The sequence below is a fragment of the Comamonas sp. A7-5 genome, assembly GCF_039581385.1.
In the GTDB taxonomy this organism is placed as follows: Bacteria; Pseudomonadota; Gammaproteobacteria; order Burkholderiales; family Burkholderiaceae_C; genus Comamonas; species Comamonas thiooxydans.
In genome coordinates this window covers 94,911-121,296 of the sequence record NZ_JBCPWO010000016.1, presented here as the reverse complement: position 1 = coordinate 121,296, position 26,386 = coordinate 94,911, and the positions used below count along the sequence as shown (strand labels likewise).

At 57.6% G+C, this 26,386-nt stretch carries 24 protein-coding genes and 1 tRNA gene; 16 read left to right on the top strand and 9 right to left on the bottom strand.

What is annotated here, in order from left to right; all coding sequences use genetic code 11:
• Window positions 1-193 precede the first annotated feature (193 nt).
• From AAIL67_RS21215 to AAIL67_RS21185, 7 genes are read left to right on the top strand one after another with little or no spacing between them, the layout of a single operon-like run.
• Window positions 194-1,375 carry a hypothetical protein gene (locus tag AAIL67_RS21215; RefSeq protein WP_343484807.1) on the top strand — a complete coding sequence of 394 codons (1,182 nt, stop codon included), beginning with the start codon at window positions 194-196 and terminating at the stop codon, window positions 1,373-1,375.
• Between the two features lies 1 nt (window position 1,376).
• Window positions 1,377-2,837, top strand: coding sequence for a hypothetical protein (locus AAIL67_RS21210; RefSeq protein ID WP_343484806.1), 1,461 nt, complete (start codon window positions 1,377-1,379; stop codon window positions 2,835-2,837).
• Entirely contained in the window at window positions 2,834-3,229 is a 396-nt protein-coding gene (locus AAIL67_RS21205; RefSeq protein ID WP_343484805.1) for a hypothetical protein, read from the top strand. Before AAIL67_RS21210 ends, AAIL67_RS21205 begins: the two co-directional genes overlap by 4 nt.
• Window positions 3,229-5,124 carry a hypothetical protein gene (locus tag AAIL67_RS21200; RefSeq protein WP_343484804.1) on the top strand — a complete coding sequence of 632 codons (1,896 nt, stop codon included), beginning with the start codon at window positions 3,229-3,231 and terminating at the stop codon, window positions 5,122-5,124. Before AAIL67_RS21205 ends, AAIL67_RS21200 begins: the two co-directional genes overlap by 1 nt.
• Window positions 5,121-5,357: a hypothetical protein gene (locus AAIL67_RS21195; RefSeq protein ID WP_043005022.1), complete on the top strand. Its 237-nt coding sequence runs from the start codon at window positions 5,121-5,123 to the stop codon at window positions 5,355-5,357. The genes AAIL67_RS21200 and AAIL67_RS21195 overlap by 4 nt, the downstream gene beginning before the upstream one ends.
• Before the next feature lie 18 nt (window positions 5,358-5,375).
• Window positions 5,376-5,693 (top strand): hypothetical protein, encoded by a 318-nt coding sequence (locus AAIL67_RS21190; RefSeq protein WP_343484803.1) that lies wholly within the window; start codon window positions 5,376-5,378, stop codon window positions 5,691-5,693.
• Complete coding sequence (locus AAIL67_RS21185) at window positions 5,690-6,160, top strand: lysozyme (protein ID WP_343484801.1); 471 nt, start codon at window positions 5,690-5,692, stop codon at window positions 6,158-6,160. The genes AAIL67_RS21190 and AAIL67_RS21185 overlap by 4 nt, the downstream gene beginning before the upstream one ends.
• A 221-nt stretch (window positions 6,161-6,381) precedes the next feature.
• Here AAIL67_RS21185 and AAIL67_RS21180 read toward each other — a convergent pair whose 3' ends face one another.
• Together AAIL67_RS21180 and AAIL67_RS21175 are read right to left on the bottom strand one after the other, a co-directional pair.
• Entirely contained in the window at window positions 6,382-6,630 is a 249-nt protein-coding gene (locus AAIL67_RS21180; protein ID WP_343484800.1) for a hypothetical protein, read from the bottom strand.
• 20 nt (window positions 6,631-6,650) lie between these two features.
• Window positions 6,651-7,205, bottom strand: a complete 555-nt coding sequence (locus AAIL67_RS21175) for a hypothetical protein (RefSeq protein ID WP_343484799.1) — start codon at window positions 7,203-7,205, stop codon at window positions 6,651-6,653.
• Window positions 7,206-7,374: 169 nt separating this feature from the next.
• Between AAIL67_RS21175 and AAIL67_RS21170 the strand changes: the two genes are divergently transcribed.
• The gene (locus tag AAIL67_RS21170) at window positions 7,375-7,527 is read left to right on the top strand and encodes a hypothetical protein (RefSeq protein WP_153260315.1); all 153 of its coding nucleotides are present in this window, start codon (window positions 7,375-7,377) and stop codon (window positions 7,525-7,527) included.
• Window positions 7,528-8,168: 641 nt separating this feature from the next.
• On the opposite strand, the gene AAIL67_RS21165 is transcribed toward AAIL67_RS21170, so the two are convergent.
• Window positions 8,169-8,993 (bottom strand): Rha family transcriptional regulator, encoded by an 825-nt coding sequence (locus AAIL67_RS21165; protein ID WP_343484798.1) that lies wholly within the window; start codon window positions 8,991-8,993, stop codon window positions 8,169-8,171.
• Between the two features lie 323 nt (window positions 8,994-9,316).
• On the bottom strand, window positions 9,317-9,919 hold the full coding sequence (locus tag AAIL67_RS21160; RefSeq protein WP_343484797.1) for a hypothetical protein: 603 nt from the start codon (window positions 9,917-9,919) through the stop codon (window positions 9,317-9,319).
• Window positions 9,920-10,308: 389 nt separating this feature from the next.
• Here AAIL67_RS21160 and AAIL67_RS21155 point away from each other — a divergent pair, with 389 nt between their 5' ends.
• From AAIL67_RS21155 to AAIL67_RS21145, 3 genes are read left to right on the top strand one after another with little or no spacing between them, the layout of a single operon-like run.
• Entirely contained in the window at window positions 10,309-11,223 is a 915-nt protein-coding gene (locus AAIL67_RS21155; protein WP_343484796.1) for a hypothetical protein, read from the top strand.
• Window positions 11,213-12,259: a hypothetical protein gene (locus AAIL67_RS21150; RefSeq protein ID WP_343484795.1), complete on the top strand. Its 1,047-nt coding sequence runs from the start codon at window positions 11,213-11,215 to the stop codon at window positions 12,257-12,259. Before AAIL67_RS21155 ends, AAIL67_RS21150 begins: the two co-directional genes overlap by 11 nt.
• Window positions 12,256-12,642 (top strand): hypothetical protein, encoded by a 387-nt coding sequence (locus tag AAIL67_RS21145; protein WP_343484794.1) that lies wholly within the window; start codon window positions 12,256-12,258, stop codon window positions 12,640-12,642. The genes AAIL67_RS21150 and AAIL67_RS21145 overlap by 4 nt, the downstream gene beginning before the upstream one ends.
• Window positions 12,643-13,153: 511 nt before the next feature.
• On the opposite strand, the gene umuD is transcribed toward AAIL67_RS21145, so the two are convergent.
• Window positions 13,154-13,564: a translesion error-prone DNA polymerase V autoproteolytic subunit gene (gene umuD / locus AAIL67_RS21140; RefSeq protein ID WP_343484793.1), complete on the bottom strand. Its 411-nt coding sequence runs from the start codon at window positions 13,562-13,564 to the stop codon at window positions 13,154-13,156.
• 228 nt (window positions 13,565-13,792) lie between these two features.
• Between umuD and AAIL67_RS21135 the strand changes: the two genes are divergently transcribed.
• Window positions 13,793-13,869: transfer RNA gene (locus AAIL67_RS21135), tRNA-Arg, on the top strand.
• Window positions 13,870-13,975: 106 nt separating this feature from the next.
• Here AAIL67_RS21135 and AAIL67_RS21130 read toward each other — a convergent pair.
• Both AAIL67_RS21130 and AAIL67_RS21125 read right to left on the bottom strand, forming a co-directional pair.
• Complete coding sequence (locus AAIL67_RS21130; RefSeq protein ID WP_343484792.1) at window positions 13,976-15,712, bottom strand: M14 family zinc carboxypeptidase; 1,737 nt, start codon at window positions 15,710-15,712, stop codon at window positions 13,976-13,978.
• Window positions 15,713-15,925: 213 nt separating this feature from the next.
• On the bottom strand, window positions 15,926-17,764 hold the full coding sequence (locus AAIL67_RS21125) for a DEAD/DEAH box helicase (RefSeq protein WP_063665236.1): 1,839 nt from the start codon (window positions 17,762-17,764) through the stop codon (window positions 15,926-15,928).
• Window positions 17,765-18,028: 264 nt separating this feature from the next.
• Here AAIL67_RS21125 and ettA point away from each other — a divergent pair, with 264 nt between their 5' ends.
• Entirely contained in the window at window positions 18,029-19,690 is a 1,662-nt protein-coding gene (gene ettA / locus AAIL67_RS21120; RefSeq protein ID WP_003063408.1) for an energy-dependent translational throttle protein EttA, read from the top strand.
• 48 nt (window positions 19,691-19,738) lie between these two features.
• The gene (locus AAIL67_RS21115; protein WP_063665235.1) at window positions 19,739-22,042 is read left to right on the top strand and encodes a DUF1631 family protein; all 2,304 of its coding nucleotides are present in this window, start codon (window positions 19,739-19,741) and stop codon (window positions 22,040-22,042) included.
• Here AAIL67_RS21115 and AAIL67_RS21110 read toward each other — a convergent pair.
• On the bottom strand, window positions 22,039-23,076 hold the full coding sequence (locus AAIL67_RS21110) for a P1 family peptidase (RefSeq protein ID WP_063665234.1): 1,038 nt from the start codon (window positions 23,074-23,076) through the stop codon (window positions 22,039-22,041). The genes AAIL67_RS21115 and AAIL67_RS21110 overlap by 4 nt on opposite strands.
• Window positions 23,077-23,238: 162 nt before the next feature.
• Here AAIL67_RS21110 and AAIL67_RS21105 point away from each other — a divergent pair, with 162 nt between their 5' ends.
• Window positions 23,239-24,075 (top strand): MetQ/NlpA family ABC transporter substrate-binding protein, encoded by an 837-nt coding sequence (locus tag AAIL67_RS21105; protein ID WP_034359209.1) that lies wholly within the window; start codon window positions 23,239-23,241, stop codon window positions 24,073-24,075.
• 206 nt (window positions 24,076-24,281) lie between these two features.
• Entirely contained in the window at window positions 24,282-25,124 is an 843-nt protein-coding gene (locus tag AAIL67_RS21100; protein WP_224650378.1) for a MetQ/NlpA family ABC transporter substrate-binding protein, read from the top strand.
• 3 nt (window positions 25,125-25,127) lie between these two features.
• On the opposite strand, the gene AAIL67_RS21095 is transcribed toward AAIL67_RS21100, so the two are convergent.
• The gene (locus AAIL67_RS21095) at window positions 25,128-26,330 is read right to left on the bottom strand and encodes a leucine-rich repeat-containing protein kinase family protein (RefSeq protein ID WP_224650380.1); all 1,203 of its coding nucleotides are present in this window, start codon (window positions 26,328-26,330) and stop codon (window positions 25,128-25,130) included.
• Window positions 26,331-26,386: the final 56 nt, after the last annotated feature.

The following is a 26,386-nucleotide window of genomic DNA, read 5'->3' as shown; positions in this document are numbered from 1 at the left end:
GATCCGCTGGGCTGGGGCAGCGGCTGGGCCGTGGGGAACATTCTGCGCATCAACACCGTGGGGGCCATCTATCCCTTCTGGGTGGTGCGCACCATCCAGCCTGGCCCTGAGACCGGCATCGAGCACAGCTTTTCCATCCTGGCGCGCGGCGATGTGAACCGCCCGCAATCCAACTGAATCCCTGGAGATAGATATGGCATCCCCTGTAGATACCTCAGTCAAGCACGCATACAGCTCCATGACCGGGGCACCGGCCATCGGCGGCACGGTTGGCTCTCTGATCGGCGCACTCGATGCGTTCCTGGTCAATGGCTGGGGCGCAAAGGCCGTGGATTCGGCAGTCATCAGCAACGGCGTGTGCCGCCTGACCTTTGCCAGCGGCAAGAGTGCTGCAGAGGCCCATGCCGTCATTGCGGTGGCCGGTGCAACGCCCTCGGCCTTGAACGGCGAGCAGAAGGTCACCGTCGTCGCCAATGGCTGGGTGGAGTTCAAGACCGACCTACCGGACGGCGCTGTCACCGGCTCCATCAGTTTCAAGATGGCCCCGCTGGGGTGGGAGAAGGTCTTCAGCAAGACCAATGTCGCTGTGTACCGCCAGACCGATCCGGCGTCGACCCGTGCCTATTACCGCGTGGACGATACGAATGCGCAATACGCCCGAGTGCAGATGTACGAGTCCATGACAGATGTGGATAACGGCGTGGGGGTTGCGCCGCTGACGGTGGCCGGTGGCTATTACTGGCATAAGCGCAACGTCGGTGCGGGTTCGTCGTACTGGGTGCTGGCTGGTGATTCGCGCGGATTCTATTTCTTGGTGGCCTGCAGTTCGTCCTCAGCGCCGGCAAGTAATAACAATTCTGCGCTTGTGTCCCAGTACATGGGCGATTTGAGTAGCTTCCGCAGCGGTGATGCCTGGTGTTCCATGGTGACCGGATCGGATACCGCAAACTACAACAACGTCGCAGGGTGCGTGTATTGCTCTGGCGGAAGCGCAGGCTTTACGCTTAAGCGCCTAGCCCACGGGCTCGGCAGCGCTGTGCAAGCAGCGCGAAAAGTGTTTGGCAGCGTATCGAGTTTCTCAGGGAGCGACGGGTATCTGGGAGCTTTCCCCTCGACGGTAGACAACGGTCTGCATCTATCCCCGATTTTGATCAACGATGGCCCTGTGGCGCCGGCGGGGCCTCGGGGCATTGCGCCTGGGACATTTCATTGCCCGCAGACCGGCGCTCTCGCCGGCTTCGGCTGGGACGTGGCAATGACCAAAGGCCAGGGGGCTTTTCTCGGCAAGATGCTGCTGAGCGTTCAGGTTGGCTCGCCTGCAAGCGGCAACCAGGGGGTCGGATTCCTTGATGTGACTGGTCCCTGGAGGTCTTGAGATGGCAACCATGGTATGGCGTATCTCCGGTATCGACACGTTCGGCGGTGGTGATCTTGAGTTGTCGGAGATACACCTCTATGACATGTTCGACAGAGCCGATGTCGGAGCCGTTCTGACGAGCAGTCATCCGCCTATCAGCGGTTCTTTGGGAGCGCTGGCCGATAGTGATATGCAGACAGGTTGCCGGTTTGCCGCAGCTGACGCTCGATCACCGGGCTTCTATATCCAGTGGGCGTTGCCTTCAGCGAAGGATATTACGAGAGTCCGCCTGGGCTGCGGTGCTGACCGTGCTCGCGCATGCTCTCGTTTGCAGATCCAGGCACTGATTGACGGCCTTTGGTTTAGCAATGCTGCTAGCGACAGCTATCGCTATCAGTATCAATTGCCTAGTGCGAATGCTTGGTATCCAGAGGCTGCCCCACAAGTATCGGTGCGCCAGTTCCTGGATGAAGTCATTATCGAATCTGGAACGGAGGCTGTTGTGACCGTTCCGCCCAACAGCCTGGCGGGGGATTTGCTTCTGACCTTTGTAATGCACCGTAGCGCACTGGATGTGCCGGCTGGTTGGTCGCTGCTTGTCACATCTCCTGTTGCCTCGGATTTAGGTGTGAATCAATGGCAATCCGTCCTGTCCAAGCCCAAAACACTGGGCGGCGCGGGAACGGAGACCGTTACGGTGAAGCAGGCAGTGGCCGGACGGCTGAATGCGGGCTGCGTGGCGGTCAATACGGGTGGTCTGATGCCTCAGATTGATCTGCTGGCTGATGTGGTCAGCGGGTCAGTAATGGGGCAGGATGTTTTACCCATTGACGTCAAGCCCTACGGCCTGGGTATTGCCTCCTTGTCTCATGTGCAAGTCGCTACCGCTGGTGGCTCTTGGACGCCGCCCCCGACATTGACCGGCATGTTTGGTGTCTCTGCGTCTGGCAGTCTCCAGCGGCGCCTGGCTGCGGGGTATACCGTACAGGAAGGGTTGATTTCTGGCTACTTCAAGGCCCCCGAGGCGGAAGATGGGCCGACAGCGAAAACCCGTATTTCCTTGAGCATCTTCCCGGCAAACGGTCAAACCGTGTTGCTAACGGAGCGATCCCCAGTAACGGCGAGGCTTCAAGCGTCGATTCAGCCGCAAAGTCTTAGTCAACCACCTGCACAGGGGCTGCAGAGCATGGTCCGCCACCTTCCATCCAAGCTGCTCGACGTGGAGTGTGGCGGTCAGGGTCGCATCTACGGCACGGTCGCGCGCAAGAACACGCCGGCCAATGTGCCGCTGCGCCGGCGTGTGCGCCTGCATCGCAGCGTCGACGGCTATCTGGCCCGCGAGACCTGGAGCATGGCAGACGGCTCCTATGAGTTCCGCGAGATCTCCACGCGCTACGAGTGGGATGTGATCGCTTGGGATCACGAGCTGCAGGAGTACTCGACCGTCGCCAATAACCAGCTGGCGGAGGCAATGCCATGACTGACCTTCCAGCCTTCGAGATCTCGGCGGCCCATGCGCTGGCCCGCCTGCAGGCCACGGCCAGCTTTGCGGACTCCGGCCCAGCCGCTTCGACCATCGCCCTCTATGACGTCGCTGATCAACTGCTGGTGACCATTACGCTGACCAAGCCCTGCGGCCAGATCACCGAGGCGGGTTATCTGGTGCTCACCCAGGCCAGCGGCGGCGGCGACATGATTCTGACCAGCGGCCAGGCCGCTATCGGTGTCTGGGCTACCAGCGACGGCCAACTGATCGGGCGCGGCCTGGTCACGGACGAGGCGGGCGCTGGGCACTTCAAGCTGCTGGGCAGCACCGGCACCCAGCTCTATGCAGGCGGCAAGGCCATCCTGGGCGAGACAAGGATAGCCTGATGGCCGCCGTCGACCTGATCTTTAATCGCGCCTACAAGACCGGCAACCCGGTCGAGCTGGTGTTTGGCGACGATGGCGGCCGCGGGCAAGTGCCCAATGCTGCGCTGGTCGTTGCCGCGCGCATGCCGGGCCTGCGGGTCAGATCGCTGGTGCATGTACGCAAGGATCTGGTCGCTGCGGGTCGCATGCCAGGGCTGCGCGGCAGCGCGGTCGTGCGCTACAACACCGACACGCCCCGGCCCGTGGTGGCTGAGGTGGCCGCGAGCGCCCAGCAGGCGCAGCCTGTAGCGCAGGGCTGGATCTCCGGCTGGCAGGAAACCGATGCGCTGCCCGCTGGCTGGATGGCTACCGCGCAGGACGCCATGCCCTTGCAAGAGCAGTTCGGCGTCGCTTGGCAGGACGGCCAGCGGCAAGGGGTGGCCGTGCAGGGCAGGTTTCAGCAGGCCCGGCCTCTACCTGGAGCAGCAACCCTGGCCCGTTGGCAAGAGGCTCAGGGTGTGCGCGCAGGTCTGCAGGCCTCGGCTCAGGATGCCGCGCCAGTGCGGGCCGGATGGGTAGCGCGGTTTCAGGAAAGCCTGCGTGACCGTCGCCGCATGGTCGAGGCCACGGCACAGGATGCAATGGGCCTGCAGTACCAGCTCATCACGGGCGCCGGCCCGTCCATGCCGCTGTACCGAGGATTCCAAGGGCGCTATCAGCAGGCCATAAAGCCGCCTGCTGGCAGGTCGCAGACCAGGCCCCCGGAGCCTGAAAAACCCGGCTGCTTTGAGCAATTGGTGGGCGGCCCCATCCGTTTGCTGTTCTGCAGATCCTGGGCCGCTTCGGCAGATCTGCTGTTCATGTGCTGCAAGGCCGTCGGGCCAGAGCCGCAACCTCAGTTCGTCATTCCACTGCTGCCCGTCTATATGCAAGTCCACCACCTCACGGCGCATTTGCTGCCGAGTCTTGAGCCGGTAGTGCTCACTGACGTTTCCATTGCCGCAGGCGACGACAGCTATTGCTGGAGCCTGTCTGCCAACGGCCCCGAGCATCTGCTCGACCAGCTCGCGCCTGTGGGCGGGCTGCCGCAGCGGCTGCAGGTCGGCATCGACGGCATGCAATTTGTCTTTGCCGTGACCAGCACGGCGCGCAGCCGCTCGTTTGACCGCCGCCGCGTGGCCGTGCAGGGCATCAGCGTCACAGCCATGCTGGGCTACCCCTACATGCCAAAACAGGCCTGGCTTTCCAGCTCGACGGCAACAGCGCAGCAGCTCGCGGTGAGCGCGCTGGAGTTCAGTGGTGTGGATCTGGATTGGCAAATCCCCGACTGGCAGGTGCCCGCCGGCGCCTGGAGCTTTCAGGGCACGCCGCTGCAGGCTGTGCTGCGCATGGCCGATTCGGTCAATGCCGTGGTGCGCAGCCACCGCACGGCAGAGCAGCTCATCGTTGCGCCGCGCTACCCGGTGCTGCCGTGGGAGTGGGGTGCGGCCGTACCCGATGTGCAAATGCCTGCGGCCGTCATCGTGACGGACGAGCTGCGCCCGGACCCGCGGGCCGAATACAACGCCATCTATGTCGCCGGCGGCAGCGTGGGCGGCGTGCTGGGCCATGTGGTGCGCAGCCTCAGCGCGCGCGACAAGCTGGCCCCGCAGATTCAGGACGACCTCATCACCCATGCCGACGCTGCCCGCATGCGCGGCAGCTGGGCGCTGGCCGCCAGCGGCAACAAGCTGCAGCACAGCATCAGCATGCCCGTGCTCACCGGCGGCACCCACCCCGGCATCCTGAACCCCGGCCAGCTGCTGGAAGTGGCCGACACCGATGGCACCTGGCGCGGCCTGGTGCGTGGCGTCAGCGTCAGCGCCTCCATGCCTCGCGTGCGCCAGCAGGTCACCGTTGAAAGGGTCGCGGCATGAGCACCAACCTCTACAAGCGCCTCAAGGCCCTGCTGCCCGACGACCCCGTCATGACCGGCCAGATCAGCGCCGTGTTTGCCGACGGCACCGCGCTGGTCGCGCTCGAAGGCGCCGCAGGCCTGCTGCGCGTGCGCAACCCGCTGGGCACGGCCAACGGCGTGCGCGTCTATGTGCAAGGCGGCGCCGTCACCGGCCCCGCGCCCGCCATGCCCTATGTGCTGATCGAAGTCTGAGAGAAGAAAGGAAGGGGAATGGACGACTACGGCAACGAGCTGCCGGCCATCACGCTGCAGCAAGTCAACAAACGCTTTAACCAGGGGAGTGAACGCATGGCTGCCATCGAGCGTGATTTGAAAGTCCTGGCGCAAGGGCTGCATGAGGAACGGCAGGAGCTGCAGGAGCTCAAGCAGCAACTGGCGGAAATGCTGGAGTTTTTCACCGCCATGAAGGGCGCTTTCAAGGTGCTGAACTGGGTGGGCAAGGTCGCCAAGCCGCTGGCCGCCATCGTCATGCTGGGCGGGGCCTGCGTGGCCTTCTGGACGGCCGTCAAAGGAGGGGCAAGCCGATGAACTGGAAAGAAAAACTCCTTGCAGCCATCGGTGCCGGCGCGGTCGCTCTGGCTGTGCCCCTGGTGCAAAAGTACGAAGGCACTGTGCTGCGCAGCTACCGCGATCCGGTGAACGTAATCACGGCCTGCACGGGCCACACCGGGCCCGAGCTCAAGATGGGCCAGACCTACACCCGCCAGCAGTGCGAGGAGATGCTCTACAAGGACTTGGCCAGGCATGCCGATGCACTGAGCTGCATCAGCGCACCGCTGACCGACGGCCAGCGCGCCGCCTTTGTGAGCTTCGCATTCAACGTGGGCGACGAAGCGTTCTGCCGCAGCACCCTGGTGCGCAAGGCCAATGCGGGCGACATCGATGGCGCCTGTGCCGAACTCAGCCGCTGGACCTACGCCGGCGGCAAGCAGCTGCCCGGCCTGGTCAAACGCCGCGCTGCCGAGCGACAGCTGTGCGAGGCAGGGCTGGCATGACCGGCGCATCCCGCATCTGGCCCTGGCTGGCCTTGGCCCTTGCCCTGCTGTTGGTCCTGCAGAACCAGCGGTTGGCAGGGGTCGAAGTATCCCAGTCAAAACAGGCCGTAGCCCAGGCGCAGCAGGCGCAAGCTGCTATGGAAATCAAAACCGCAGGGCGACTGCAGCACGCCGCAGGACAACAGGAAAACACCCATGACTACACGCAAGAAATGGCTCGTCTACAGGCTGGCCGCGCTGCTGATGCTGCCCGCATTGCAGGCCTGCAGCACGACATCAGGGGCGCTGCAACCCGCAACGCCCAGCTTGCCGGTGACGCCGCTGCCTGCCGAGATCTCGCAGATCGGCACCAGCGACTCGCCGCCCTTGCTGGCGAAGGCGCGGGCGTGGTTGGCCAGCTTGTCGGACTGGTCGAACTCAGAGACGCCCAGGTCAACGCCCTTAAAGGGCAGGTGCAGGTCGATCGGCAACTGCTAGTTAGTGACTGACTTTAGATCTCGCTTCTTTTGGCTGAAGCCTCTGAGTTCGATCCTTGAGTTCTTGCAAGTTTAGTCAGTAACTCCTGCCAGCTTTGAGAAAGGTGTTCTGTCGTTACGCCGACAGCAGTTGGATGTACGGATGTTGAAAACGGAATTTCTTCGCTTATTAGCAAGTGTGATGAAAATTGCGCTTGCTCCTTGCCTAAAAGCCATACTCCTCTGGGTTTGTACTTTTCCAGCAAGCGACGAAGTCTGAAATATCCATCCAGGTACATGTGTGTGGTAGGGCGATCTTTTGAGCTCGCCCCAGCCCAAATCACAAGATTTGTGAACATGACGCTTTGCCAGAAAGACTCTTTACTTGACTGGCAAGCATTAGCGATCTTTGTATACATCCGGTCGGAAAGCTTCCCATCCAGATAAGCCTGTATATAGCTGGCATCACTGTTGTACTCGGCTCCCCAGTCGCCATACCAAGACTCACCCAACACCAGAATGCCAGTAGTTTTGAAGTCCCGGCCTATCCATGGTTGGTCATTGAACCCAGTGGGGAGTTGTTGTGGCATGACGCTAGTCTATCTGAGCAGATTCGTAGCAACGCACAGTAGCACCAGCGACTCGTAGCCCTTGCTGGCAATCCACTGAGCAGAACCCAGAAAAGGCGAAAGCCCCAGGCGTTGCGACCGCCTGAGGCTTTCTTTCCCAACCCTTGCACAACCAAGGATCAGAAAGTAAATGAAGTTTACCAAGATGACCGTAACAGGACAATTGGACGCCGCAGGCGCAGACCGCTTTGCCCGCCGTATCGCCGTGGCCTATGTGCTGGCCGCGCTGGGCATCACTGCCGCAGGTCTGGGTGGCTTGATCGCAGCCATTCGTTGGTGGTGACGTGATGCTACGGACTCTCTTGCTTTACCTTGCAGCAGCAATGCTAAAGCCGGATGCCATTTTCCTTGCGCAATGCGGCGTTGAATTTGGACTTTGTATTGCTGCGGGCTAGGTGCATTGTCCGTGCGGCCTTTATGCCGATTGACATTGCAGAACCTGCATGCGGCGGCAATGTTGTGTTCAGCGTCCCGGCCGCCGTCTTGCCTGGCATGCAGATGCTCTGCCGTGCTTTGGCACAACGCAAGTTGCTTGCGGGAGAGGCAGTATTGGCGGGCAAACGCTAGTTGATTGGCACGCTCCCACATGGGCAGGTTGCAGTAGAAGCAGCAACCGTTTTGAGCAATAAAAGCGCGTTGGCGAAGTGTTTGGAGTTTGGCCATGGATCCAGAAAAGACGCCTGCCGAAGCAGGTGAAGTTTTGCTGTTCCAAGAGCCCGAACATCGGTGACTGCAAGGCACCGTCCGGAAACGGTATCGGCTATGCACCGGCGACAACCGGGTGCGGTCGGGTTCGCTTCCCGAACGGCTGAAGTTTCTCCAAAAGTGCGCAGCGACGCAAGCCTGCTGTTGCAAAAACAAGAAAGGCCATGCCAGGATGGCCTTTTCTAAGTCTGTAGAGCGCTTCCAGCTATCAAAAGCAGCCTACCTGAACGTCATGCGCAGCAGGCCTTCATCGGGCGCAGGGGGCTGCTTGGTTGACGGGGCCGGTGCAGACGCGGAGCGCTGGCCGGGGGAATTACCGGGGTAGATCGGCAGCGTCACCTGCTTTTCGCGGTGCTGGGCGCGTTGGGTCAAGCGCTGGGTGCAGGCCGTTGCCAGCGTGGCCAGCTGCGCATCGGTCGCGCTCATGATCTCGCCGTCGGCAATGCGCTGCGGCAGGCTGCTGAAGGACACCACCATCTGGTCCGTCGCAATCGGCTGGGCATGGGGCAGGGTGGGGCGGCCATGGCTGTCGTAGTTCAGGTTCAGCAGATAGCGGCTGTGCTGCCACTCGTCTGGGTCACCTTCCATCACCGCATTGAACACCGTGCGATGCACCTGCGCCGCGGCCTCTGCGGCCAGAGAAAAGGCCAGCTCCATGCGCTGCGTGTCTGCAGGCTGGTGCAGCGCGGCCTCCATGCGGTTGAAGGCGTCGATATAGGCGACCTTCCAGCGCAATGCATCTTTGCCAGTAAAACCCATGGCTAGCAGCGTAAAACCGTCGCGGGTGATGCGGTAGGCGGGGCTTTGTCGTTTGCGCCCGTTGCCCAGATCCACGTCAATTTGTATGGGCTCAAATTTGAGCGCATACCTTGCAGAAGGCATTTCCGAAATCAAATTTCGGATTGCTTTCAACACGTTGGTATGGCGCTTGCCAAAGTGCTCGGCTATTTGAAGGCTGGTGGTGGTGACGGTACCGTGATCAACGGAAAGCTCGGGACGAGCGGGGAATGAGGTTGCGGACGAACCAATGCTGCTGTCAGCCATGATGAGGCTCCTTGGTGACGAGTGTGGAACTCATCGCCTTCCCGACCAAGAGAAGGTGATGGACCGTGCAGGGTTGGTCGACCGGACCAAGGAGCCGGCACACCCTCGCGGGTGTCCCCACACGGCCCACCGTAAAGCGGAGCCATGCGCGCGCAGGCATGCTCATAAAAGCAAATTAGCCGCAGACCATGTTTGATGGCGCGGCTGCTGCGCCTTGGTTACCGGGCGACCAAGCCCAGATCACGCTTAACGGGCGTGATGGATGCAATTGTAGCTGCTTCTAGGTGGATGGGGACAACTGAAAAATAGAAACTATATTTCTACTATAGTGCGGCATAGGTTTTTATGTTTTTATTCAAGATGGCCATTAATTTTATTTGAGCTTCAAGTGATGAGTCATGAGCTTCGATTACATCGAATTCGCCATCATCAAATGAGCGAGCAATTTCTTGATCTCTTTTCTGGTAATTTTTTACTGCTTCTATTATCTCTTTGTTTAATAATTGACTATATACATGTACTGTTTGGGTTAAACTTTTATTAAATTTTTCTGAAATGGAGTCATCCCAGACGAAATTTTCATGGTTTTGAATTCCTTGCATGTTATCAATTTCATTGCTTATGAAGTTTTCAGTCTGAACTATTGTTTCGGCAAGCGAAGTGGATAGTCGTATAAGTAAATCTTTGTTGACTTCCCAGCGACGATTTTCCTTCTGACTTTTTATGGAAAAATAGCTTATTATTAGTGCTGTAAATGTACAAAGGGCAATAATTGAATTCGCAATTGTTCCTGCTGCGATGTCAGCGTTGTTGGATGCATAAAAATATATTGATGATGCAATAAGTCCTAGGCATGCACCAATTAATAATGCAATGCATTCATTAGTTATGCGGAATCTTGGATTAGAGTCTTTTGTATGTGGCATATATATTAATTATTATTTTGATTATGTGCTTTGTCAATTCGTGTGCGCTGCTCACGGTCCAGCGATAGTTTTCTAGTTCTCCCTGGCATCAATGCTTCAGCTCAAAGATGGCTGACAGTACGCCGGCTTCTGCGGGAGGTGAGACGGCGCCGGAAGCCGTGGTATATGCGCTACTGCTCGTCATTTCGTTCTGTGTGCGAAGAGATCACCGGCTTAAAATGTCATGGAATTTTGCTCTTTAGCTTAACCAGACGATTGCTTCTGGCAACTGCAATGTTGTTTTCAATGAGTAATTCATCGGTGGAAACCCTTGATTCTAATGCCTGAAATTTTTCATTGTGAAATTGAGTTATAGTAATAATATAATTATATTTTATTTATAAGTATCTATGAAGAATAAATTAATGTTAATTACTGGGAGTCATGATGCGACATGTGACTATATTCAGGGGAAATTCCAAGATAAATATTTCTTTCGTCTGAATTTGGATCTATTTTCGGATTACAAGATTGCTATTGATAATGGATCTTTTCAAATTATTCATGAAGGCTTAGATATTTGTTCTGATGAATGTCTTGGTATTTATTTTAGGAAGCCAATTTTTGAGAATCTTGAAGGTGTATTTGATAGCGCTTATCATAATTTTGCACATCGAGAAACCTTTAGCTTGATTGAAGGTCTCGTTGAGTCTTTTGATGGGCCTTGCTTATCAAAGCCTTCTAAAATTAGAAAAGCAAATAATAAGGTGTTCCAGCTATTTTTGGCCGAAAAATTGGGGTTTAAGGTTCCTGCATCGCGGATCACAAATAATATGGAGGTTGTTCGTGATTTTGATGTGAGCGCCATGATTGTAAAGCCTCTTGCTATAGGCACTGTTGAACATGCCAATCATCGGGAGTATGTGCAGACCAATATGGTTTCTAAAGAAACTCCCATGGATAAGCTAAAGTTTGCTCCAGCATATTTTCAAGAGTACACTGAAAAGGACTACGAAGTAAGGGTAACCTTTGTTCGCGATCAAGCGCATGCGGTACGTATTGAGTCTGAAAATAAGATTGACTGGCGAAAGAAGGAGAATAATATAATATATAGGCCTTATACATTGCCTAGTAGCATTTATCTTAAATGCCTGGATTTCATGAGGGAGGCTGATATGGAGTTCGGATGCTTTGATTTTATTGTCAATAATGGGGAATTTGTATTTTTAGAGATGAATGCCAATGGTCAATGGGCTTGGCTGGAAAAAATACCTGGCTGCAATGTGGCAAATTCAATAATTGATTATCTAAGCGATGTTAGCTAAAATTATTTTTAGATTTCTTAATTTCTCGCCTTTGCTGCATGTTTCTTGTGATGAGAACTTTGGTGCCTTTGACGAGGAATGTGCTCGAAGATATTCTGTAGTTGCGGTAACTCTTCTTCGGAGCAAATTATATGTATTAACTTTTAGTGATGGTGGTTTTTATTTATTTAAAATTATTAATTTTAAGGAGAAATGTCCTGAGATTGATAAAAATGATGTAGATGATAAAACGAGAACATATATAATTCATGCAAACAATATAGATGAGGATACTTCAAAAATTCATTATGAATATTTGAAAGAAAATTACAATGCGACTTCTGCTTCCAAGGCATCGCTTGAGACTCGTGTCTCTGTGTATATTTCTTGTTATCTTGTGTTGCTGGGTTTTTTTGGTTATATATTAACCGAGGCATTAAAGAAATCCATTGATCAATTTGTTTTTATTGGATATTTATTTCTTTTTATTGGCGCATTGTTTTTAATGGCAACGACTGCTTTTATGCAGCTTTTCTTGAAGGTGAAATCAGTGGTTAGATCCACCTTCAGGGAGCTTAAAGCAGAAGAGGGTTCTGCTCAGAAGGCACTTACTTCTGCAATGTATACGAATTGGTATGCAGCGAAATATGAGTTCCAACGTCTTGCGAGTCAGGTGAAAAATATAGAGATAAATCTCGCACTATCTTTGTTGATGAGTATTTTTGCATGGTTGGCAGTCTCTATTAATTTAATTAAGAATAATAACGATATTAAATTATCTGATAAACCAAAGGTTGAGCATATAATTTTTGATGCGACAGGGTTTTTACAGTATAGAGAGTTAAAGACTCTATTGAGTGAGTTGGATACAGGAAAATATATTGAATGTCAGAAATATATTATTTTTGGAGGGCAAGCAAGCAAAGAACAATTAGATCTTATTAAATTGATTACTAAACCATATGTGATAAAAGTTGGTGTGCATTTTATTGAGCTTAAAATAGCTCCAGGTTTCGAAAAATCTATAGTGTTTAAGATTGAAGGATGTGCTAAATGAAGCCATACGTACTAAATTATAGTGAAACCATTGGTCGAGAGTGCGAATCGGTGAAGCGAAACTCGTTGCTGGATAAAATTGATAGCGGGCAAGCTATTAATGATGCTACCTTAATAACTGCGGTTGTCGAGCCTAGTGATACCGATGAAATATTCGCTTTTTCCACAGTGATTACACGATCCTTGGAAGATTGTGACGATCCAGATCACATCTTGCTTGGATCTACTTTCATGACAGAAGCACTTGAGAACTCGGATCCCGATGAGATTCTTTTCGAGGGTTCAACACTTATTACAAAGACTATTGAACCAAGTGATGCAGACGAAGTTGCTGGTGATTACTTTCCAGGACCCAGTAGCAGAAATGTGCTTTTTTTATGTTAGTCAGATTTAAGTTGCAGCTTCTGCAATTTGGTGTTCATGAGCTTGCCAATCTTGTGAAGGGGACTGCGGTGGGGATGGGCAAGGGGTTCGCTCTGGATGGGGATGGTGCGTGACTTCCTGCTCATAAGAGCAAATACCATATATGTGCTTGTCATCAAGTTGAGAGCGATATCTCGTGGGGTGTGCCGGGTGATCGTGCTGACCTATATTGCCGTGTTCAAGCAGGGCAGGGAGGCTTTGCTCGAACTTGGCGGGCCGAAGCCCGCGCTTTCATCTAGGTCAGTTGGTTGCGAAGCAGTACATCAGCCTGGCACTGCCGCTTTGTTTGGGCTAGTCAACGCTGCAGCCGTGCGTGCCGTGCGATGAGTTCCACGAGGCGTTGGCCACAGGGTCGGGGTTTGTGTCTTGGTGGCCCACGATGGCAGAGCCGCCGTCGCTCTTGGTTCAGTGGCCGCAGGTAGTGTCCTTGCCGGGCTCGGGTACGGCCATGGCGCTGTCAGGGGGCATGTGTTCATCTTGCAAAGCGCTTGATGCAGCTGGTGACGATACCCCATATTTCCAGCGTCTGTCCTTCCTGCGGCACGATGTCGGGGTAGGTGGGCGCGCCTGCCTTGAGCTTGCAGGTGTCGCCATCGCTGCCTAGCACTCTGATGACGAGCTCGCGCTCGACAACTGCCACGACGATGCTCCCATCGCGAGCGCGCAACTCCCTGTCCACCACGACGATATCGCCGTCATCGATGCCGTGCTCCTGCATGGACGGGCCGGCCACGCGCAGCAGGAACGTGGCCTTGGGGTGCGTGACCAGCAGGTCTGTAATATCCAGCCGCTTGCCTGCAAAGTCATTGGCGGGCGAGCCTGCAAGCGCGCTGCGATCAGCCAGCGGCAAAGTAACCGGGGACGCGATCAGTTGGACGGGCATACCACTCATGAGACGATAACTGTGCATATGTACTGTGTAGCGGTTGGCCACCATCAACCCCTCTGTGACCTTTTGGCGCTGGATGCATGCCTGCCGCGCGTTGTACTGAAGACGGCCCGAACCAAGGCATAATAACGACCGGTCATATCAAACGAGAAGTGACCGATGCGGAGCGCTCCGCAAATCTAGGTTGAGGCTAGACCGAAAAAACCTAGTGAAATCAATCATCTGCCCGTAGCTCAGTTGGATAGAGCAACAGCCTTCTAAGCTGTGGGTCACAGGTTCGATCCCTGTCGGGCAGGCCAAGCGAAGAAAAAGCCCGTTCATGCAATTGCATGAACGGGCTTTTGATTTCTGCATCAGCCGTGCTGCAGAGTGCATTTAAGACTCTGCGATCTTGCCTCTATATTTTCATTCCATTTCTTCTTCAAAAACGACCGATGGTGCGGCGACGACGCGTGCAATGTCCGTGAGGGCAGTAATCAGGCTTTTGCTTACATAGCTGAAAGGTGTGTCAGGCTCGAGGGCTGCAGTCGCCAAATGCGCTTTTGCCTGGTTGAGAGTGATGTAGTAGCTGCCCATTGGCGCTTCAATGGCGCCACGCGTCAGCACAGGGGTGTTGCTGCTGGTACGGGATGGGGTGTAGTTTTCTGCCAGCATCTGACCAGATTCTGCAATCTGCATGACTTGCACCCCCTGCAGGCGCAAACGGTCGACGGCTCGCCCTGAGTCAGCTGACAGCCAGTAACCGCATGGGCGGGGACGGCTTTGTTCGGGCTTTATGTTCAGCGATGAATTCCAGTCCACACGGGCTTCGATTTCCTGGCCGGATTCGGCCTGCAGCATGCGGATGGTGCGCTGCTCAGGTGTTTGTTTGGCCTGGATGGTCAGGGTGTTGCGGCAAGCGAGAGCGGAAATGTCGCGGGACACAAAGGATTCGACCTGCTTCAGGTTTTTTGATTTCTCGGCTGTGGCTCGCAGTGCTGCAGTTGCCGCAGTGACCAGGCTGTGCACGCGGCGCTGAATGTTCAGGCGCCCCAGATCGGAGCCGCGGCTGGCTATCAGCAGGGCGACAGAGTTTTTGAGACTGCTGGTGTTGGCAAGAGTGTCGGCAGTCAAACCGGCCATGGACATTGATTTGTCCTCAGGCTGAGCGCTGGGCTGAAAAAACCATTCATTGCTGAGCTCTGCCTGCTTGAGAGCGTTGCGTATGGGTTGACTGAACCACTCTCGCGCTGCCTTGTTGACAAATTCGTGTGCATTGGCCGTGGCAGCGGGTTGCAGCAGTACGTCGTAGCGCTGCACGGCCTGAAATTTCTGCAGCAACGTGCCAGCTGCTGCAAATTCACGTAGATCAATCACAGCTGCAGGCCGGTAGTTACGGGTCAGGCGGGCGAGGGCCTGTGCTTCCGGAGTGCTCAGCAGCAGATGATCGTGAACGAGGTCTGTGCCGTCTGCGGTGACGTGGCTGGCCGTGCCTGCCGCATCAGGATTGGCCCGGGGTACGATGATGATGTTGGTCTGCTGCAGCAAGGGCGCCAGCAGGCCGCCCTGGCTCAGTTCGCGTGCGACGACCAGCAGGGCCTCAGTGCTGGCGGGTTCGTCGCCACGCTGGCCGCCGACCAAAAGCACGGTGGGTTTGCCGCTGCTGTTGATGGCTGTTGCCTGGGTGCTTTGGCCCTGAGTCGCAATAAGTGCTTGAATCGGCAGTCCTTTTTGAGAGGTGCCGATAGTGACGGTGGACAGTTGCGAGCCGTTACCGGCCTTGCTGCTCATTGATTGCAGCCATGCAGAAATTTCTGTCTGCGTGCTGAACTGTTGTCGCCCGCTACCCAGGCCCGGTGTGTCATAAAGAGTGGTGGGGTCGGTAAAGCGAGACTCGATGGCCGGGTTATAGGGCAGGGCTGTCAGCTGTGGCGTAGGGACAACCGCCTGACTGATCACCGAAGAGGCGGCAGGAGAACTTGCTGCGGAAGGGGTTGGGGCCGGTGCAGGGCCTGACATGCCAGTCCAGGGCGGCAGCTGCACATTGGCACAGGCCGTCAATAGCACTGCCGAGCCCACTGTCGTCAGCTTGAGCATGCTTTGGGTCCAGACGGACTGCGTGCGCTTGGCATGAGAGAAAACAGGCTTGGTAAGAAATGTCATAAGTTCAACGCAGATAAAAAGAACATGCCAAGAGCGAAAGCTCGAGCTTCGCACATCTGGAACCCATATTAGGTCGGCTGGCTTGCTGTCGGCTGTCAGCGCGCAGCGATGCTGCAGCTGGAAAAAACAGAAGGGCTGCAATATTGGAGATTGCAGCCCTTCGGGAGGTTGGGTTGAAGGTAGTTTTACACCTTCAGCCATAGACGCCGTGGATTAACGGCCGTAACCGCCGCCAAAGCCCCCACGGTTGCCACCGCGATTGCCTCCGCCAAAGCCACCACGACCGCCGCCAAAGCCGCCACGGCGACCACGGTCGGCCATGCTGTCCACGCTGGTGCGCATAGGATCTGGCTGGCCACCAGCGTTGCTGCCGCGCGCGCCGTTGTGGCGGGCGTGGCCTTGCTGCGTACCCAGGTGCGCATCGGCACGGGGGGGCTGGTCGTCGTAGCGGTTGCCGCGCTCACGATCACCGAACTGGCGGGCGCCGCCGCGTTTGGGGGCTCGCTGTTGATCGCTATTGCCTTGGGGGCGTGGAGCACGCTCGCTTTGGCCAAACGAGTTGCTGCGCTCGCCATGGCGCTCGGTGCTGCGATCGGAGTTGCGTTCGCCGCGTTCGACAGCTTGCTGGCCCTGGCCGCGCTGGCTGTTGACGCGGCTGTTGCTGCGGGGCTTGTGCTGGCGTGCGGGGCGTTGCTGTGCTTCACCTTCTGCTTCGCCTTGCTGGGCATCTGCAGCAGGACGGCGACTACCGCGGCTGCCATTGGGAGTCTTGTTGGAGCGGATGCGCTCCATCATTTCCTGGCGGGCTGCCTTGGCAGCTGCCTGCATCACATCGCGGCTGGGAGGCTTGCCAGCGCCACCCCACAGGGTTTGTCGGCCCATGGCGATGGGCTCGGCGATTTCGCCTTCTTCAGGACCAAAACCTTCGATGGGCTGCACCGGAATCTCCTGCTTGGTAAAGCGCTCGATATCCATCATGAAGCCTTCTTCGTCCATGCAGACCAGGCTGACTGCGTTACCTTCGCGGCCGGCACGGCCGGTACGGCCGATACGGTGTACATAGTCTTCCGAGATATTGGGGATCTCGTAGTTCACCACGTTGGGCAGTTCATCAATGTCGATGCCGCGTGCCGCGATATCTGTTGCCACCAGCGCGCGCAGTTCGCCTGTCTTGAAGCCTTCCAAGGCCTGGGTACGGGCGCTCTGGCTCTTGTTGCCGTGCAAGGCCATGGCGGAAACGCCGTTCTTGGTCAGGTACTCGGCCACGTTGTTGGCGCCAAACTTGGTGCGAGTGAACACCAGCACCTGACTCCAGTTGTTTTCCTGGATGATGTGCAGCAGCACCTGCTTTTTCTTGCCGCGCCCCACGGGGTGGATGACCTGCTTGATACGCTGCACGGTGGTGTTGCGCGGCGTGACTTGGATGGATTGGGGGTTGCGCAGCAGACCATTGGCCAGCTCGCGAATTTCATCGCTGAAGGTGGCAGAGAACAGCAGGCTTTGCTTGTCCTTGGGCACAAGAGCCAGAACCTTCTTGACGTCATGGATGAAGCCCATGTCCAGCATGCGGTCGGCCTCGTCCAGGATCAGCATCTCGACGGTGGACAGGTCCATGAAGCCCTGACCAGCCAGGTCCAGCAGACGGCCTGGCGTGGCAACCAGAACGTCAACGCCTTTTTCGATGCGTGCGATCTGCGGCTTCATGCCGACACCGCCAAAAATCACGGTGGAGGTAATGTCCAGATATTTGGCGTAGCTACGCAGGTTTTCTTCCACCTGGGCCGCCAGTTCGCGGGTAGGGGTCAGCACCAGAGTGCGGATGCCCTTGCCGCCAAACTTGTTCTTGGGCGCTGTGCCGCTTGCCAGGCGCTGCAACATGGGCAGCGTGAAGGCGGCAGTCTTGCCGGTACCGGTCTGGGCGCCGGCCAGCAGATCGTGCCCGGCGAGAACCAGAGGAATGGCCTGTGCCTGAATGGGAGTCGGGTTTTCATAACCCTGTTCTTGTACGGCCTTCAGAATGGCGGGTGCCAGATTCAGTTCTTCAAATGTCATTGTGATCAATTGCGCCAATCCTGGGCGCGGGGTATCAGCCTGTCATGGCACCCGTGGGGTGCCTGGCCAGTTGTAGGCAGATATAGTTTGCGTGTTGGGAGCTTGGAAACGCTTCCTTTGTCCCCAGCTGAAGTGCTGCTGCAGCAGGCAACTGGACGCCTGTTGCGAGGGGTATTGTCGCATGCACCGATAATCATGGTTTGATTGCCGTGTAAAGCGGCACACTTTTTTGCATAAATCCAAGTAACTCAAAGCAATTCGGACATGGCTCAATACGTTTTTTCGATGAATCAGCTGACCAAGACGGTGCCGCCCAAGCGCCAGATCTTGAAAGGCATTTCCCTGAGTTTCTTCCCCGGCGCCAAGATCGGCGTGCTGGGTCTGAACGGCTCGGGCAAGTCTTCGCTGTTGAAGATCATGGCCGGTGTGGACAAGGAGTATGAAGGCGAAGCCATCCCCATGCAGGGCCTGTCCATCGGCTACCTGCCCCAGGAGCCTCAGCTCAATCCCGAACACACCGTGCGCCAGGCTGTGGAAGAAGCCATGGCCGAGGTGAACAATGCCAAGGCTCGTCTGGAAGAGGTGTACGCCGCTTACGCAGAAGAAGATGCGGACTTTGACGCCCTGGCTGCCGAGCAAGGTGAGCTGGAAGCCATCATCGCTGCTGCGGGAACGGACTCCGAGCATCAGCTGGAAATCGCTGCGGATGCACTGCGCCTGCCGGCATGGGACGCTATCGTGGGGCAGCTCTCCGGTGGCGAAAAGCGCCGCGTTGCCCTGTGCAAGCTGCTGCTGTCCAAGCCTGACATGCTGCTGCTGGACGAGCCGACCAACCACTTGGATGCCGAGTCCGTGGACTGGCTGGAGCAGTTCCTGCATCGCTTCTCCGGCACCGTGGTGGCCATTACCCACGACCGCTACTTCCTCGACAACGCGGCCGAATGGATTCTGGAACTGGACCGTGGACACGGCATTCCCTACAAGGGCAACTACTCCGACTGGCTGATCCAGAAGGGCAACCGCCTGGAAGCCGAGCAGAAGGGCGAAGAAGCCCGTGCCAAGGCCCTGAAGAAGGAACTGGAGTGGGTACGCCAGAACGCCAAGGGGCGTCAGGCCAAGTCCAAGGCCCGTATTGCGCGCTTTGAAGAGCTGAGCGATTACGAATACCAGCAGCGCAATGAAACACAGGAAATTTTCATTCCTGTGGCCGAGCGTCTGGGCTCCAAGGTCATCGAGTTCACCAATGTCTCCAAGTCCTTTGGTGACCGCATGCTGATCGACAACCTTTCGATGAACATTCCCGCTGGTGCCATCGTCGGCATCATCGGACCGAATGGTGCCGGTAAGTCGACTCTGTTCAAGCTGATAGCGGGTAAGGAGCAGCCTGATTCAGGTACGGTGGATATCGGCCAGACCGTGAAGATGGCCTTTGTGGACCAGCACCGTGATGAACTGGCCAACGAAAAGACCGTGTGGGAAGACATCTCCGGCGGTTTGGACATGATCACCGTGGGCAAGTTCACCATGGCGTCGCGCGCTTACGCGGGCCGCTTCAACTTCAACGGCCAAGACCAGCAAAAGAAGGTCGGCAACCTCTCCGGTGGCGAGCGCGGTCGCCTGCACCTGGCCAAGACGCTGATTCAAGGCGGCAACGTGCTGCTGCTGGACGAGCCCTCCAATGACTTGGACGTGGAAACCCTGCGTGCGCTGGAAGACGCGCTGCTGGAGTATGCGGGTACCGTGATGGTCATCTCGCATGACCGCTGGTTCCTGGACCGTATTGCCACGCATATCCTGGCCGCCGAAGGCGATTCCCAGTGGGTATTCTTTGACGGCAACTACCAGGAGTACGAAGCCGATAAGAAGAAACGACTGGGTGAGGAAGGTGCTGCGCCCAAGCGCATGCGTTACAAGGCGTTGAAGTAAGCATCAAAATGTCTCCAGCATCGGCTGGAGCGGGTATTCTTAGGGGCTATGAGCCTCGCACATGCATCCGTTTCCGTGCTGCGCACCTGCCTTGTCCAGGTGGTGCGTGGCGCTGATGCATTCGCGCTGCGATTGTTGCAGCGCACTGAATATGCGTTGGAGCAATCGCTTTCGACGGGTTCCCACTCTGTAAGGCGCGATGTGCTCGGCGCTGCGCTGCATAACCTGCAGCAGCACCGGGCCTCGGTGATCAGCAGCTTCCCGCAGAATTTGCTGGAGGCGCTGGTACTGTCAGCGCGCCAACCTTTTTCCTTTTCTGCACAGACGCTGGATACTGTCACTGGCCGGCTTTTGCCATTGGCGGCCATGGCCGAGTCGGCCAGCCGCCAGCTCAAGGCCGAGCACAAGCTGGTGCAGATGGTCGAGCCCCAGGTCGAGCTGGCGCTGGCCGATCTGGATGCGTTGATGAGCGGCGCTCAGGGGCTTGAATCCGCTCGGCCAGAGTGCAATCCGCTGCGGCTGGAGAACTATGTACGCGCTTTGAGCCAGTCGTTGACGGCTGTTCAGCCCGCCACGGAAGTGGCCGATTGCTGGCATGAATTCATGTCGCAGCAGCTGGGCTCGATTCTGGCTTCTGAATATTCCCGTGCTGCCAATTTGCTGCGCCAGCATGGCGTGCAGCCTGCTCGCTATGGCGCGGACGGTGACACCCGGCCTCAATGCCTGCTGACCTTGCGGCTGTTGCAGGAGTTGGCCTCAGATCTGCGCTGGATTGATGATTCGCGCTGCACCGTGCCCCAGTCGCTGACGGACTCCATGCTGGCGGGTTGGCCGGCGACCGAGCCGGCCTCTATCGCGCCTGTGCAAGATTCGGGGCTGGAGCCAGGTTGGACTTCGTATTCGGCCAATGCGCTGCAGACTTCGCAACAACCCTGGGTACCCAGTGCTCTGAGGGGATTGCGCGCACCACAGTCCAGTCAGGCGCCCAGTGCTCTGATTCAGATACGCACGCTGCAGCGAATGATGAGCCATATGACCAGCGACGGCCGCCTGCTGCCGCCGGTGCAGCGGGTCTTGTTGCGGCTTGAACCCATGTTGAGCCAGTTGGTGGCGCAAGACGGTGTTTTCTTTGAAGATCGCTTGCACCCGGCACGGCAGTTGCTGGACGAGCTGACGGCTCGCAGCCTCTGGTTTGCCAGCGAATCTGCTCTGGGATTTGCCCACTTCATCACCGTGGCAGAGGCTGCGGCGAACCAGTTGGCTAGTGCAGGGCAGGCAAATGCCAATGTATTTGCCCGAGTGCTGCAATTTGTGCGCGAGCAGTGGCCGCCGGAAGGTCGTATGAGCCGCATTGCGGCGCTGAGCCTGCATACCGAAGTCGAGCATTCCACGCGGCAAGGGCTGATGAGCTCGGCGCTGGGGCTGGTCGATCGTCAAGTTGTGAGCGCCATCGAGCAGACCAAGCCCGATGCCCTGCAACTGGCGCAGATGATTCGCAGCTTGCCCAGTGCCAAGGGTGTGCCTGAAGATATTCTGGATTTTGTGACGGGCCCGTGGGCCGGTGTGATTGCCCAGGCACAGCAGCGGGCCGAACCAGGGCAGGAGCGCGACCCGGGTGGCTATCTGGCGCTGGTGCCCAGCCTGCTGTGGAGCGTGTCGCCGCAGGCCGCTCAGGATGTGACGCGGCTGGTGGCCATGGCGCCCAAGTTGCAGCGCCGCCTGGCGCGAGGCTTGCGCAGCGTGGGCCGCACGGATGTCGAAATCGCCGCACTGGCGGCCCGACTGGGAAGCCTTCAGCAGCGGGTGCTGGATGTGGCCGAGGCCGTGGGCCAGTCCGGCTCCGACGAATTTGCCAGGGGGGATGTACTCGGTGAACTGCCCAGCGTGCTGGCGGGTCTGGATGGTGCCTCAGAAACCGTGCGCGCAGGACTGGATATCACCTTGCCGGTACTGACCGACAGAGTCGAGGATCTGCCATCAGTGGCCGTGAAGCGAGAGGCGCAGGTTCAGGCCGCAACCCATTCCTCAGGAGTTGTCTTCAAGACCACAGCGCCGCAAAAGATAGTCAGTGCTCCATTGGACGAGACTGAAGCAGTTGTTTCTGCTCCCATGCCGACGCATGCATCCATGGGGCAGAGCAAGCCTGCTGATGTTGCCGAATGGCCTTTGGGCACCTGGGTGGAGCTGTGCAACGAGCGCCAGCAGCTGCGCACCAAGCTCACCTGGGTCAGCCCGCAGCAAAGCCTGTTTCTGTTTACTGCCGAAGACGGAAGCACCCAGTCCATGACGCGCCGCATGCGCGACAAATTGCTGACGCAGGGGCAGTTGCGGCGACTTGAGGCGATGGCCTAGCTTCTTGCGCGTAAATCCTGATGGCTGGGTAGTGTCGCCTGGCCTTCGATCTGTACCGATTGAGCCAGCAAGACGGCGCGTGCGGTGGCTATGGCCACGGCTTCGGCCGCCAATGTGCTCAGCGTCATCACTCCTAGCGATTTGCCGCTGCGGCCCGTGCCCAGGGCAAACAGGCTGTCGCCATCGCTCATGGTGTGCACGGGGTTGATGGCACGTGCCAGGCCATCATGGGCTACCACGGCCAGGCGGTGGGCCTGGGCCTTGGTGATAGCGGCGTCGGTCGCTACGACGCCTATCGTTGTGTTGCTGCCGGCTAGAATCGGCTTGGGCTCTTCGCCCGCCAGCAAGGCATCGCGGGTGCCGCACAATTGCAGGCCGTCTGCCGTGCGTGCCCCGGCCAGCAACTCACCGTTGAAGGGGTTGAATACATCGCCCAGCGCATTGCAGGCAATGATGGCTCCTACGGTGACGCCATCGACGGTGAAGCTGGCCGTGCCTATGCCGCCCTTCATGGCGCGCTCGTGGCCGAAGACCTTGCCCACCACGGCGCCAGCGCCAGCGCCTACGCTGCCCTCGGCGGGTCGCCCGGTGCCGGAGTCCTGCCCCGCATTCCGGCAGGCGGCATAGCCGGCCACAGCATCGGGGCGTATGCGCATATCGCCCATCATTACGTCAAACAACACGGCTGCCGGCACCAGCGGAATCCGGCCCACGCCGATATTCAGGCCGGCACCTTGCTCTTCCAGCCAGCGCACGGCTCCTGTGGCTGCGTCCAGCCCCCATGCACTGCCGCCGGCCAGCATGATGCCGTGTACCTCCTGCACCAGATTGCTGGGGTGCAGCAAATCGGTCTCGCGCGTGCCAGGGGCTGCGCCGCGCACATCCACACCGCCCACGGCACCCTGGGGGCACAGCACGACGGTGCAGCCCGTGGGGCGGTGCGAGTCGCTGAAATGGCCGACCGAAATGCCCTGCACACGGCCGATATGGCCTTCGTGCGCGAGCAGATCCTCAATAGTTGAAAAAGCGCTCATGCCAGTACTCCTTGTATTTCTTATATATTTTTATGGATAAACAGATGGTTTTTTATTCTTTAGGGTTTGCCCGTGTAGGGGTCATACTTGCTCACATTGTTGCAGCTCGGTAAACAAATGAGAGCCGTGCTGCCCACGTGTATCCAATTCCAGGAGAGATCCATGCCCGCCCATTTTTCTTTTGCTGCCAGCCGCCGTGCCGTTCTGGCCACTGCCGCAGTAGCATTGCTGGCGACTGCCGGTGTACCTGCTCTGGCACAGGACCCGGCCAAAAAGAACCTGCTGATTGGCGCCACCGCCGGCTCCAATTACGACCTGCTGCAAAAAGGCATAGTGCCCCAGCTGCAGAAAAAGGGCTACCAGATCAAGCTGATCGAGTTCAACGACTATGTGCAGCCCAATCTGGCGCTGTCCGATGGCTCGCTGGATGCCAATTTCTTCCAGCACCGTGCCTATTTCGATCAGTTCACCACGGATCGCAAGCTGGCGCTGACTGCGATTGCCCAGGGCCCGGTGGCACCCATGGGTGTGTACAGCAAAAAGCACAAGTCTCTGGCCGATATCAAGAGTGGCGCCAAGGTGGCTCTGCCCAATGACCCCAGCAACCTGGCGCGTGCATTGCTGGTGTTGCAGCAGGCAGGCCTCGTCAAGGTCAAGGAAGGGGTGAACCCGGCCCGTATCTCCGAGTTGGATCTGGCCGCCAATCCCCACAAGCTCAAGTTTGTGGCGCTGGAGGCAGCCCAGTTGCCGCGTGTGCTGGAAGACGCCGACTATGTGGTGGTCAATGGCAACTTTGCCGTTTCCTCGGGTCTGAAGCTGAGCGAGGCCGTGGTGCTGGAAAAGACTCCCGATCTGTACCTGAACGTGGTGGCCGTGAAGACCGGCAACGAAAACAGCCAGTGGGCCAAGGATCTGTCTGCTGCCTACCGCTCGCCAGAGTTCAAGGCCGTGGTGGACAGCCAGTTCCCCGGCTACTCCAAGCCTGCTTTCCTGAAGTGATGGGGTTGGACTGAATACGCCAAGGGCCGCGATGCGGCCCTTTTTTCATGCCCGTGGATTTGCTGGTTTTAGATGAAAAGCAAATAAGAGCATGGGTTTTTATTGGTTGGAATTTGCGCCCGCGGTCTGGATACTGCAAAGGCCTCTGCATGGATGCAGAGTCAGACCTTTGATATCAAAACACAGTACATCAACGAGGAGCAAGCATGACCCATCTTTTTTCCGTGGCACGGCGCCGCCGCAGTCTTCTGGCCACCACTTTGCTGGCAGGCGCTGCACTGGTCATGGGCGTCTTGCCGGCGGCGGCCCAGGACGCGGGCAAAAAGCAACTGGTCATCGGCGGCACGGCCGGCTCCAACATTGATCAGCTGCAATACGGCATAGTTCCCATTCTGCAGAAGAAGGGCTACAAGGTTCGCCTGGTGGAGTTCAACGACTATGTCCAGCCCAACCTGGCTTTGGCCGACGGTTCGCTGGATGCCAATTTCTTCCAGCACGAGGTCTATTTCAACCAGTTCAAGGGCGACCGCAAGCTCGATCTGACGGCCCTGGTACAGGGGCCGATTGCACCAATGGGCGTCTACAGCAAGCAGCGCAAAAGTCTGGCCGACCTGAAGGAGGGGGATCGCATTGCCCTGCCCAACGACGCCAGCAATCTGGCTCGGGGCATTCTGCTGCTGCAGCAGGCGGGACTGGTCAGGCTCAAGGAAGGCGTGAACCCGCTGCGCGTGTCCGAGCTGGATCTGGCCTCCAATCCCAAGAAGATCAAGCTCGTGCCCCTGGATGCGGCTCATCTGCCGCGCGCGCTTGATGATGCACAGTACGCCATCATCAACGGCAACTTTGCGATTTCCTCGGGCCTGAAGCTGTCGGACTCGGTGCTGCTGGAAAAAACGCCCGAGCATTATCTGAACATCGTGGCCGTCAAGACCAAGGACAAGGATGCGCAATGGGCCAAGGATCTGGCTGCAGCTTACAAGTCCTCCGAGTTCAAGGGCGTGGTGGACAGCAAGTTTGCGGGTTATGCCAAGCCCGCATTCTTGCAATAAGACTCAGCCGACAAGAGCCTGAACCTCGTTTTCCAGGTGGCGCAGCGCACGCAGCTCGATCTGCTGCAGCAGCGCTTGCTGCGTTTCGGGCAGGCCTTGCAAAAGCGCGGCGGCGCCAAAGTCGCTGAGCACGGCCTGCCCGGTCTGCAGATTGCACAGGATATTGTGGGCATACAGATCTCCATGGAGCAGACCACGGCCGTGCAGATGGGTGATGGCAGAACGTATGCCTTGCAGCAGCTGCTGGGCCTGGTCGGCTTGCAGGCGAAGTTCGGGGTCATAGACATCTCGTGTGCAGCTGTCGAAGCTGGGCGGCCCGGCCAGCGGGTGCATGGCTGAATCCAGCAGGGGCAGGGCCATGGCCATTTGTCCGTCAGGAGCACCCAGAACCTGCGCCAGCGGCGTCAGCAGATGAGGGTGCTGTCCTGCCGCAATGCCTGCCGCCAGTTCGGATTGCGGCGTGCCGTCGCTGGTCTGGGCGGCCTTGAAAACCTTGAGTGCCAGATCCTGCCCGTTGAGGCTGGCGCGGTAGATATGGCCGCTGGCGCCTTCGCCCAGCTTGCCGGTGATCTGCAGATTTTGATAGAAAATGGGCTCAATCCCATGCCCTGAAATCGTATCCAGCTCCTGTTTTTGAGTCATTGGGTTACCTGCCAACGCCAGCCACGCTAGGCGAGGCAGCCGGAAGATGACTTCGGGAGCATCTTCGAAACGGTTGCTTGCAATGCGCAGCAACTCCAGCGCTTGGCAATGCTCCAGGCTCTGGGGCAACTGACTCAGCTGGTTGCACGACAGCATGAGTTTTTGCAGGCGCGTGCATCGGCCCATGGATTCGGGCAGCCGCTGCACGCGGTTGTCCGTGAGAATCAGCCAGCGCAATCGCGGCGGCAGGCTGTCCTCGGGCACATGCTCGATGCGGCAGGCCTTGAAGCCCACCATTTCAAGTTGCGGCATGCGGCCCAGCACGCGGGGCAGTTCGCTGAACGGATTGTTCGAGGCAAACAGAATACGCAGCCGCGCAAAACGCGTCAGCTCTTCTGGCAATGTGGTGAGCTGGTTGCCGGACAGATCGAGGATCTCCAGCGTCTCGGTCAGCTGAGAAAGCGCGGCGGGGAACTCGGTCAGCCCATCGCAGAGCCTGATATGGTGTGCGCGGGCCAGTGAACCATTGGCCAGCCCGGAGTGAAACTGCTCTAGCGTCAACATAGGACGCGCAGTCTACGCCCTGTGCACCCCATGCACCTAAAACACACAATGCACGG

Excerpts from the sequence above, each read along its gene's own strand:
- AAIL67_RS21215 (WP_343484807.1), top strand. The coding sequence starts at position 194 with ATGGCATCCCCTGTAGATACCTCAGTCAAGCACGCATACAGCTCCATG.
- AAIL67_RS21210 (WP_343484806.1), top strand. The coding sequence starts at position 1,377 with ATGGCAACCATGGTATGGCGTATCTCCGGTATCGACACGTTCGGCGGT.
- AAIL67_RS21205 (WP_343484805.1), top strand. The coding sequence starts at position 2,834 with ATGACTGACCTTCCAGCCTTCGAGATCTCGGCGGCCCATGCGCTGGCC.
- AAIL67_RS21200 (WP_343484804.1), top strand. The coding sequence starts at position 3,229 with ATGGCCGCCGTCGACCTGATCTTTAATCGCGCCTACAAGACCGGCAAC.
- AAIL67_RS21195 (WP_043005022.1), top strand. The coding sequence starts at position 5,121 with ATGAGCACCAACCTCTACAAGCGCCTCAAGGCCCTGCTGCCCGACGAC.
- AAIL67_RS21190 (WP_343484803.1), top strand. The coding sequence starts at position 5,376 with ATGGACGACTACGGCAACGAGCTGCCGGCCATCACGCTGCAGCAAGTC.
- AAIL67_RS21185 (WP_343484801.1), top strand. The coding sequence starts at position 5,690 with ATGAACTGGAAAGAAAAACTCCTTGCAGCCATCGGTGCCGGCGCGGTC.
- AAIL67_RS21175 (WP_343484799.1), bottom strand. The coding sequence starts at position 7,205 with ATGCCACAACAACTCCCCACTGGGTTCAATGACCAACCATGGATAGGC.
- AAIL67_RS21170 (WP_153260315.1), top strand. The coding sequence starts at position 7,375 with ATGAAGTTTACCAAGATGACCGTAACAGGACAATTGGACGCCGCAGGC.
- AAIL67_RS21165 (WP_343484798.1), bottom strand. The coding sequence starts at position 8,993 with ATGGCTGACAGCAGCATTGGTTCGTCCGCAACCTCATTCCCCGCTCGT.
- AAIL67_RS21160 (WP_343484797.1), bottom strand. The coding sequence starts at position 9,919 with ATGCCACATACAAAAGACTCTAATCCAAGATTCCGCATAACTAATGAA.
- AAIL67_RS21155 (WP_343484796.1), top strand. The coding sequence starts at position 10,309 with ATGAAGAATAAATTAATGTTAATTACTGGGAGTCATGATGCGACATGT.
- AAIL67_RS21150 (WP_343484795.1), top strand. The coding sequence starts at position 11,213 with ATGTTAGCTAAAATTATTTTTAGATTTCTTAATTTCTCGCCTTTGCTG.
- AAIL67_RS21145 (WP_343484794.1), top strand. The coding sequence starts at position 12,256 with ATGAAGCCATACGTACTAAATTATAGTGAAACCATTGGTCGAGAGTGC.
- umuD (WP_343484793.1), bottom strand. The coding sequence starts at position 13,564 with ATGCCCGTCCAACTGATCGCGTCCCCGGTTACTTTGCCGCTGGCTGAT.
- AAIL67_RS21130 (WP_343484792.1), bottom strand. The coding sequence starts at position 15,712 with ATGACATTTCTTACCAAGCCTGTTTTCTCTCATGCCAAGCGCACGCAG.
- AAIL67_RS21125 (WP_063665236.1), bottom strand. The coding sequence starts at position 17,764 with ATGACATTTGAAGAACTGAATCTGGCACCCGCCATTCTGAAGGCCGTA.
- ettA (WP_003063408.1), top strand. The coding sequence starts at position 18,029 with ATGGCTCAATACGTTTTTTCGATGAATCAGCTGACCAAGACGGTGCCG.
- AAIL67_RS21115 (WP_063665235.1), top strand. The coding sequence starts at position 19,739 with ATGAGCCTCGCACATGCATCCGTTTCCGTGCTGCGCACCTGCCTTGTC.
- AAIL67_RS21110 (WP_063665234.1), bottom strand. The coding sequence starts at position 23,076 with ATGAGCGCTTTTTCAACTATTGAGGATCTGCTCGCGCACGAAGGCCAT.
- AAIL67_RS21105 (WP_034359209.1), top strand. The coding sequence starts at position 23,239 with ATGCCCGCCCATTTTTCTTTTGCTGCCAGCCGCCGTGCCGTTCTGGCC.
- AAIL67_RS21100 (WP_224650378.1), top strand. The coding sequence starts at position 24,282 with ATGACCCATCTTTTTTCCGTGGCACGGCGCCGCCGCAGTCTTCTGGCC.
- AAIL67_RS21095 (WP_224650380.1), bottom strand. The coding sequence starts at position 26,330 with ATGTTGACGCTAGAGCAGTTTCACTCCGGGCTGGCCAATGGTTCACTG.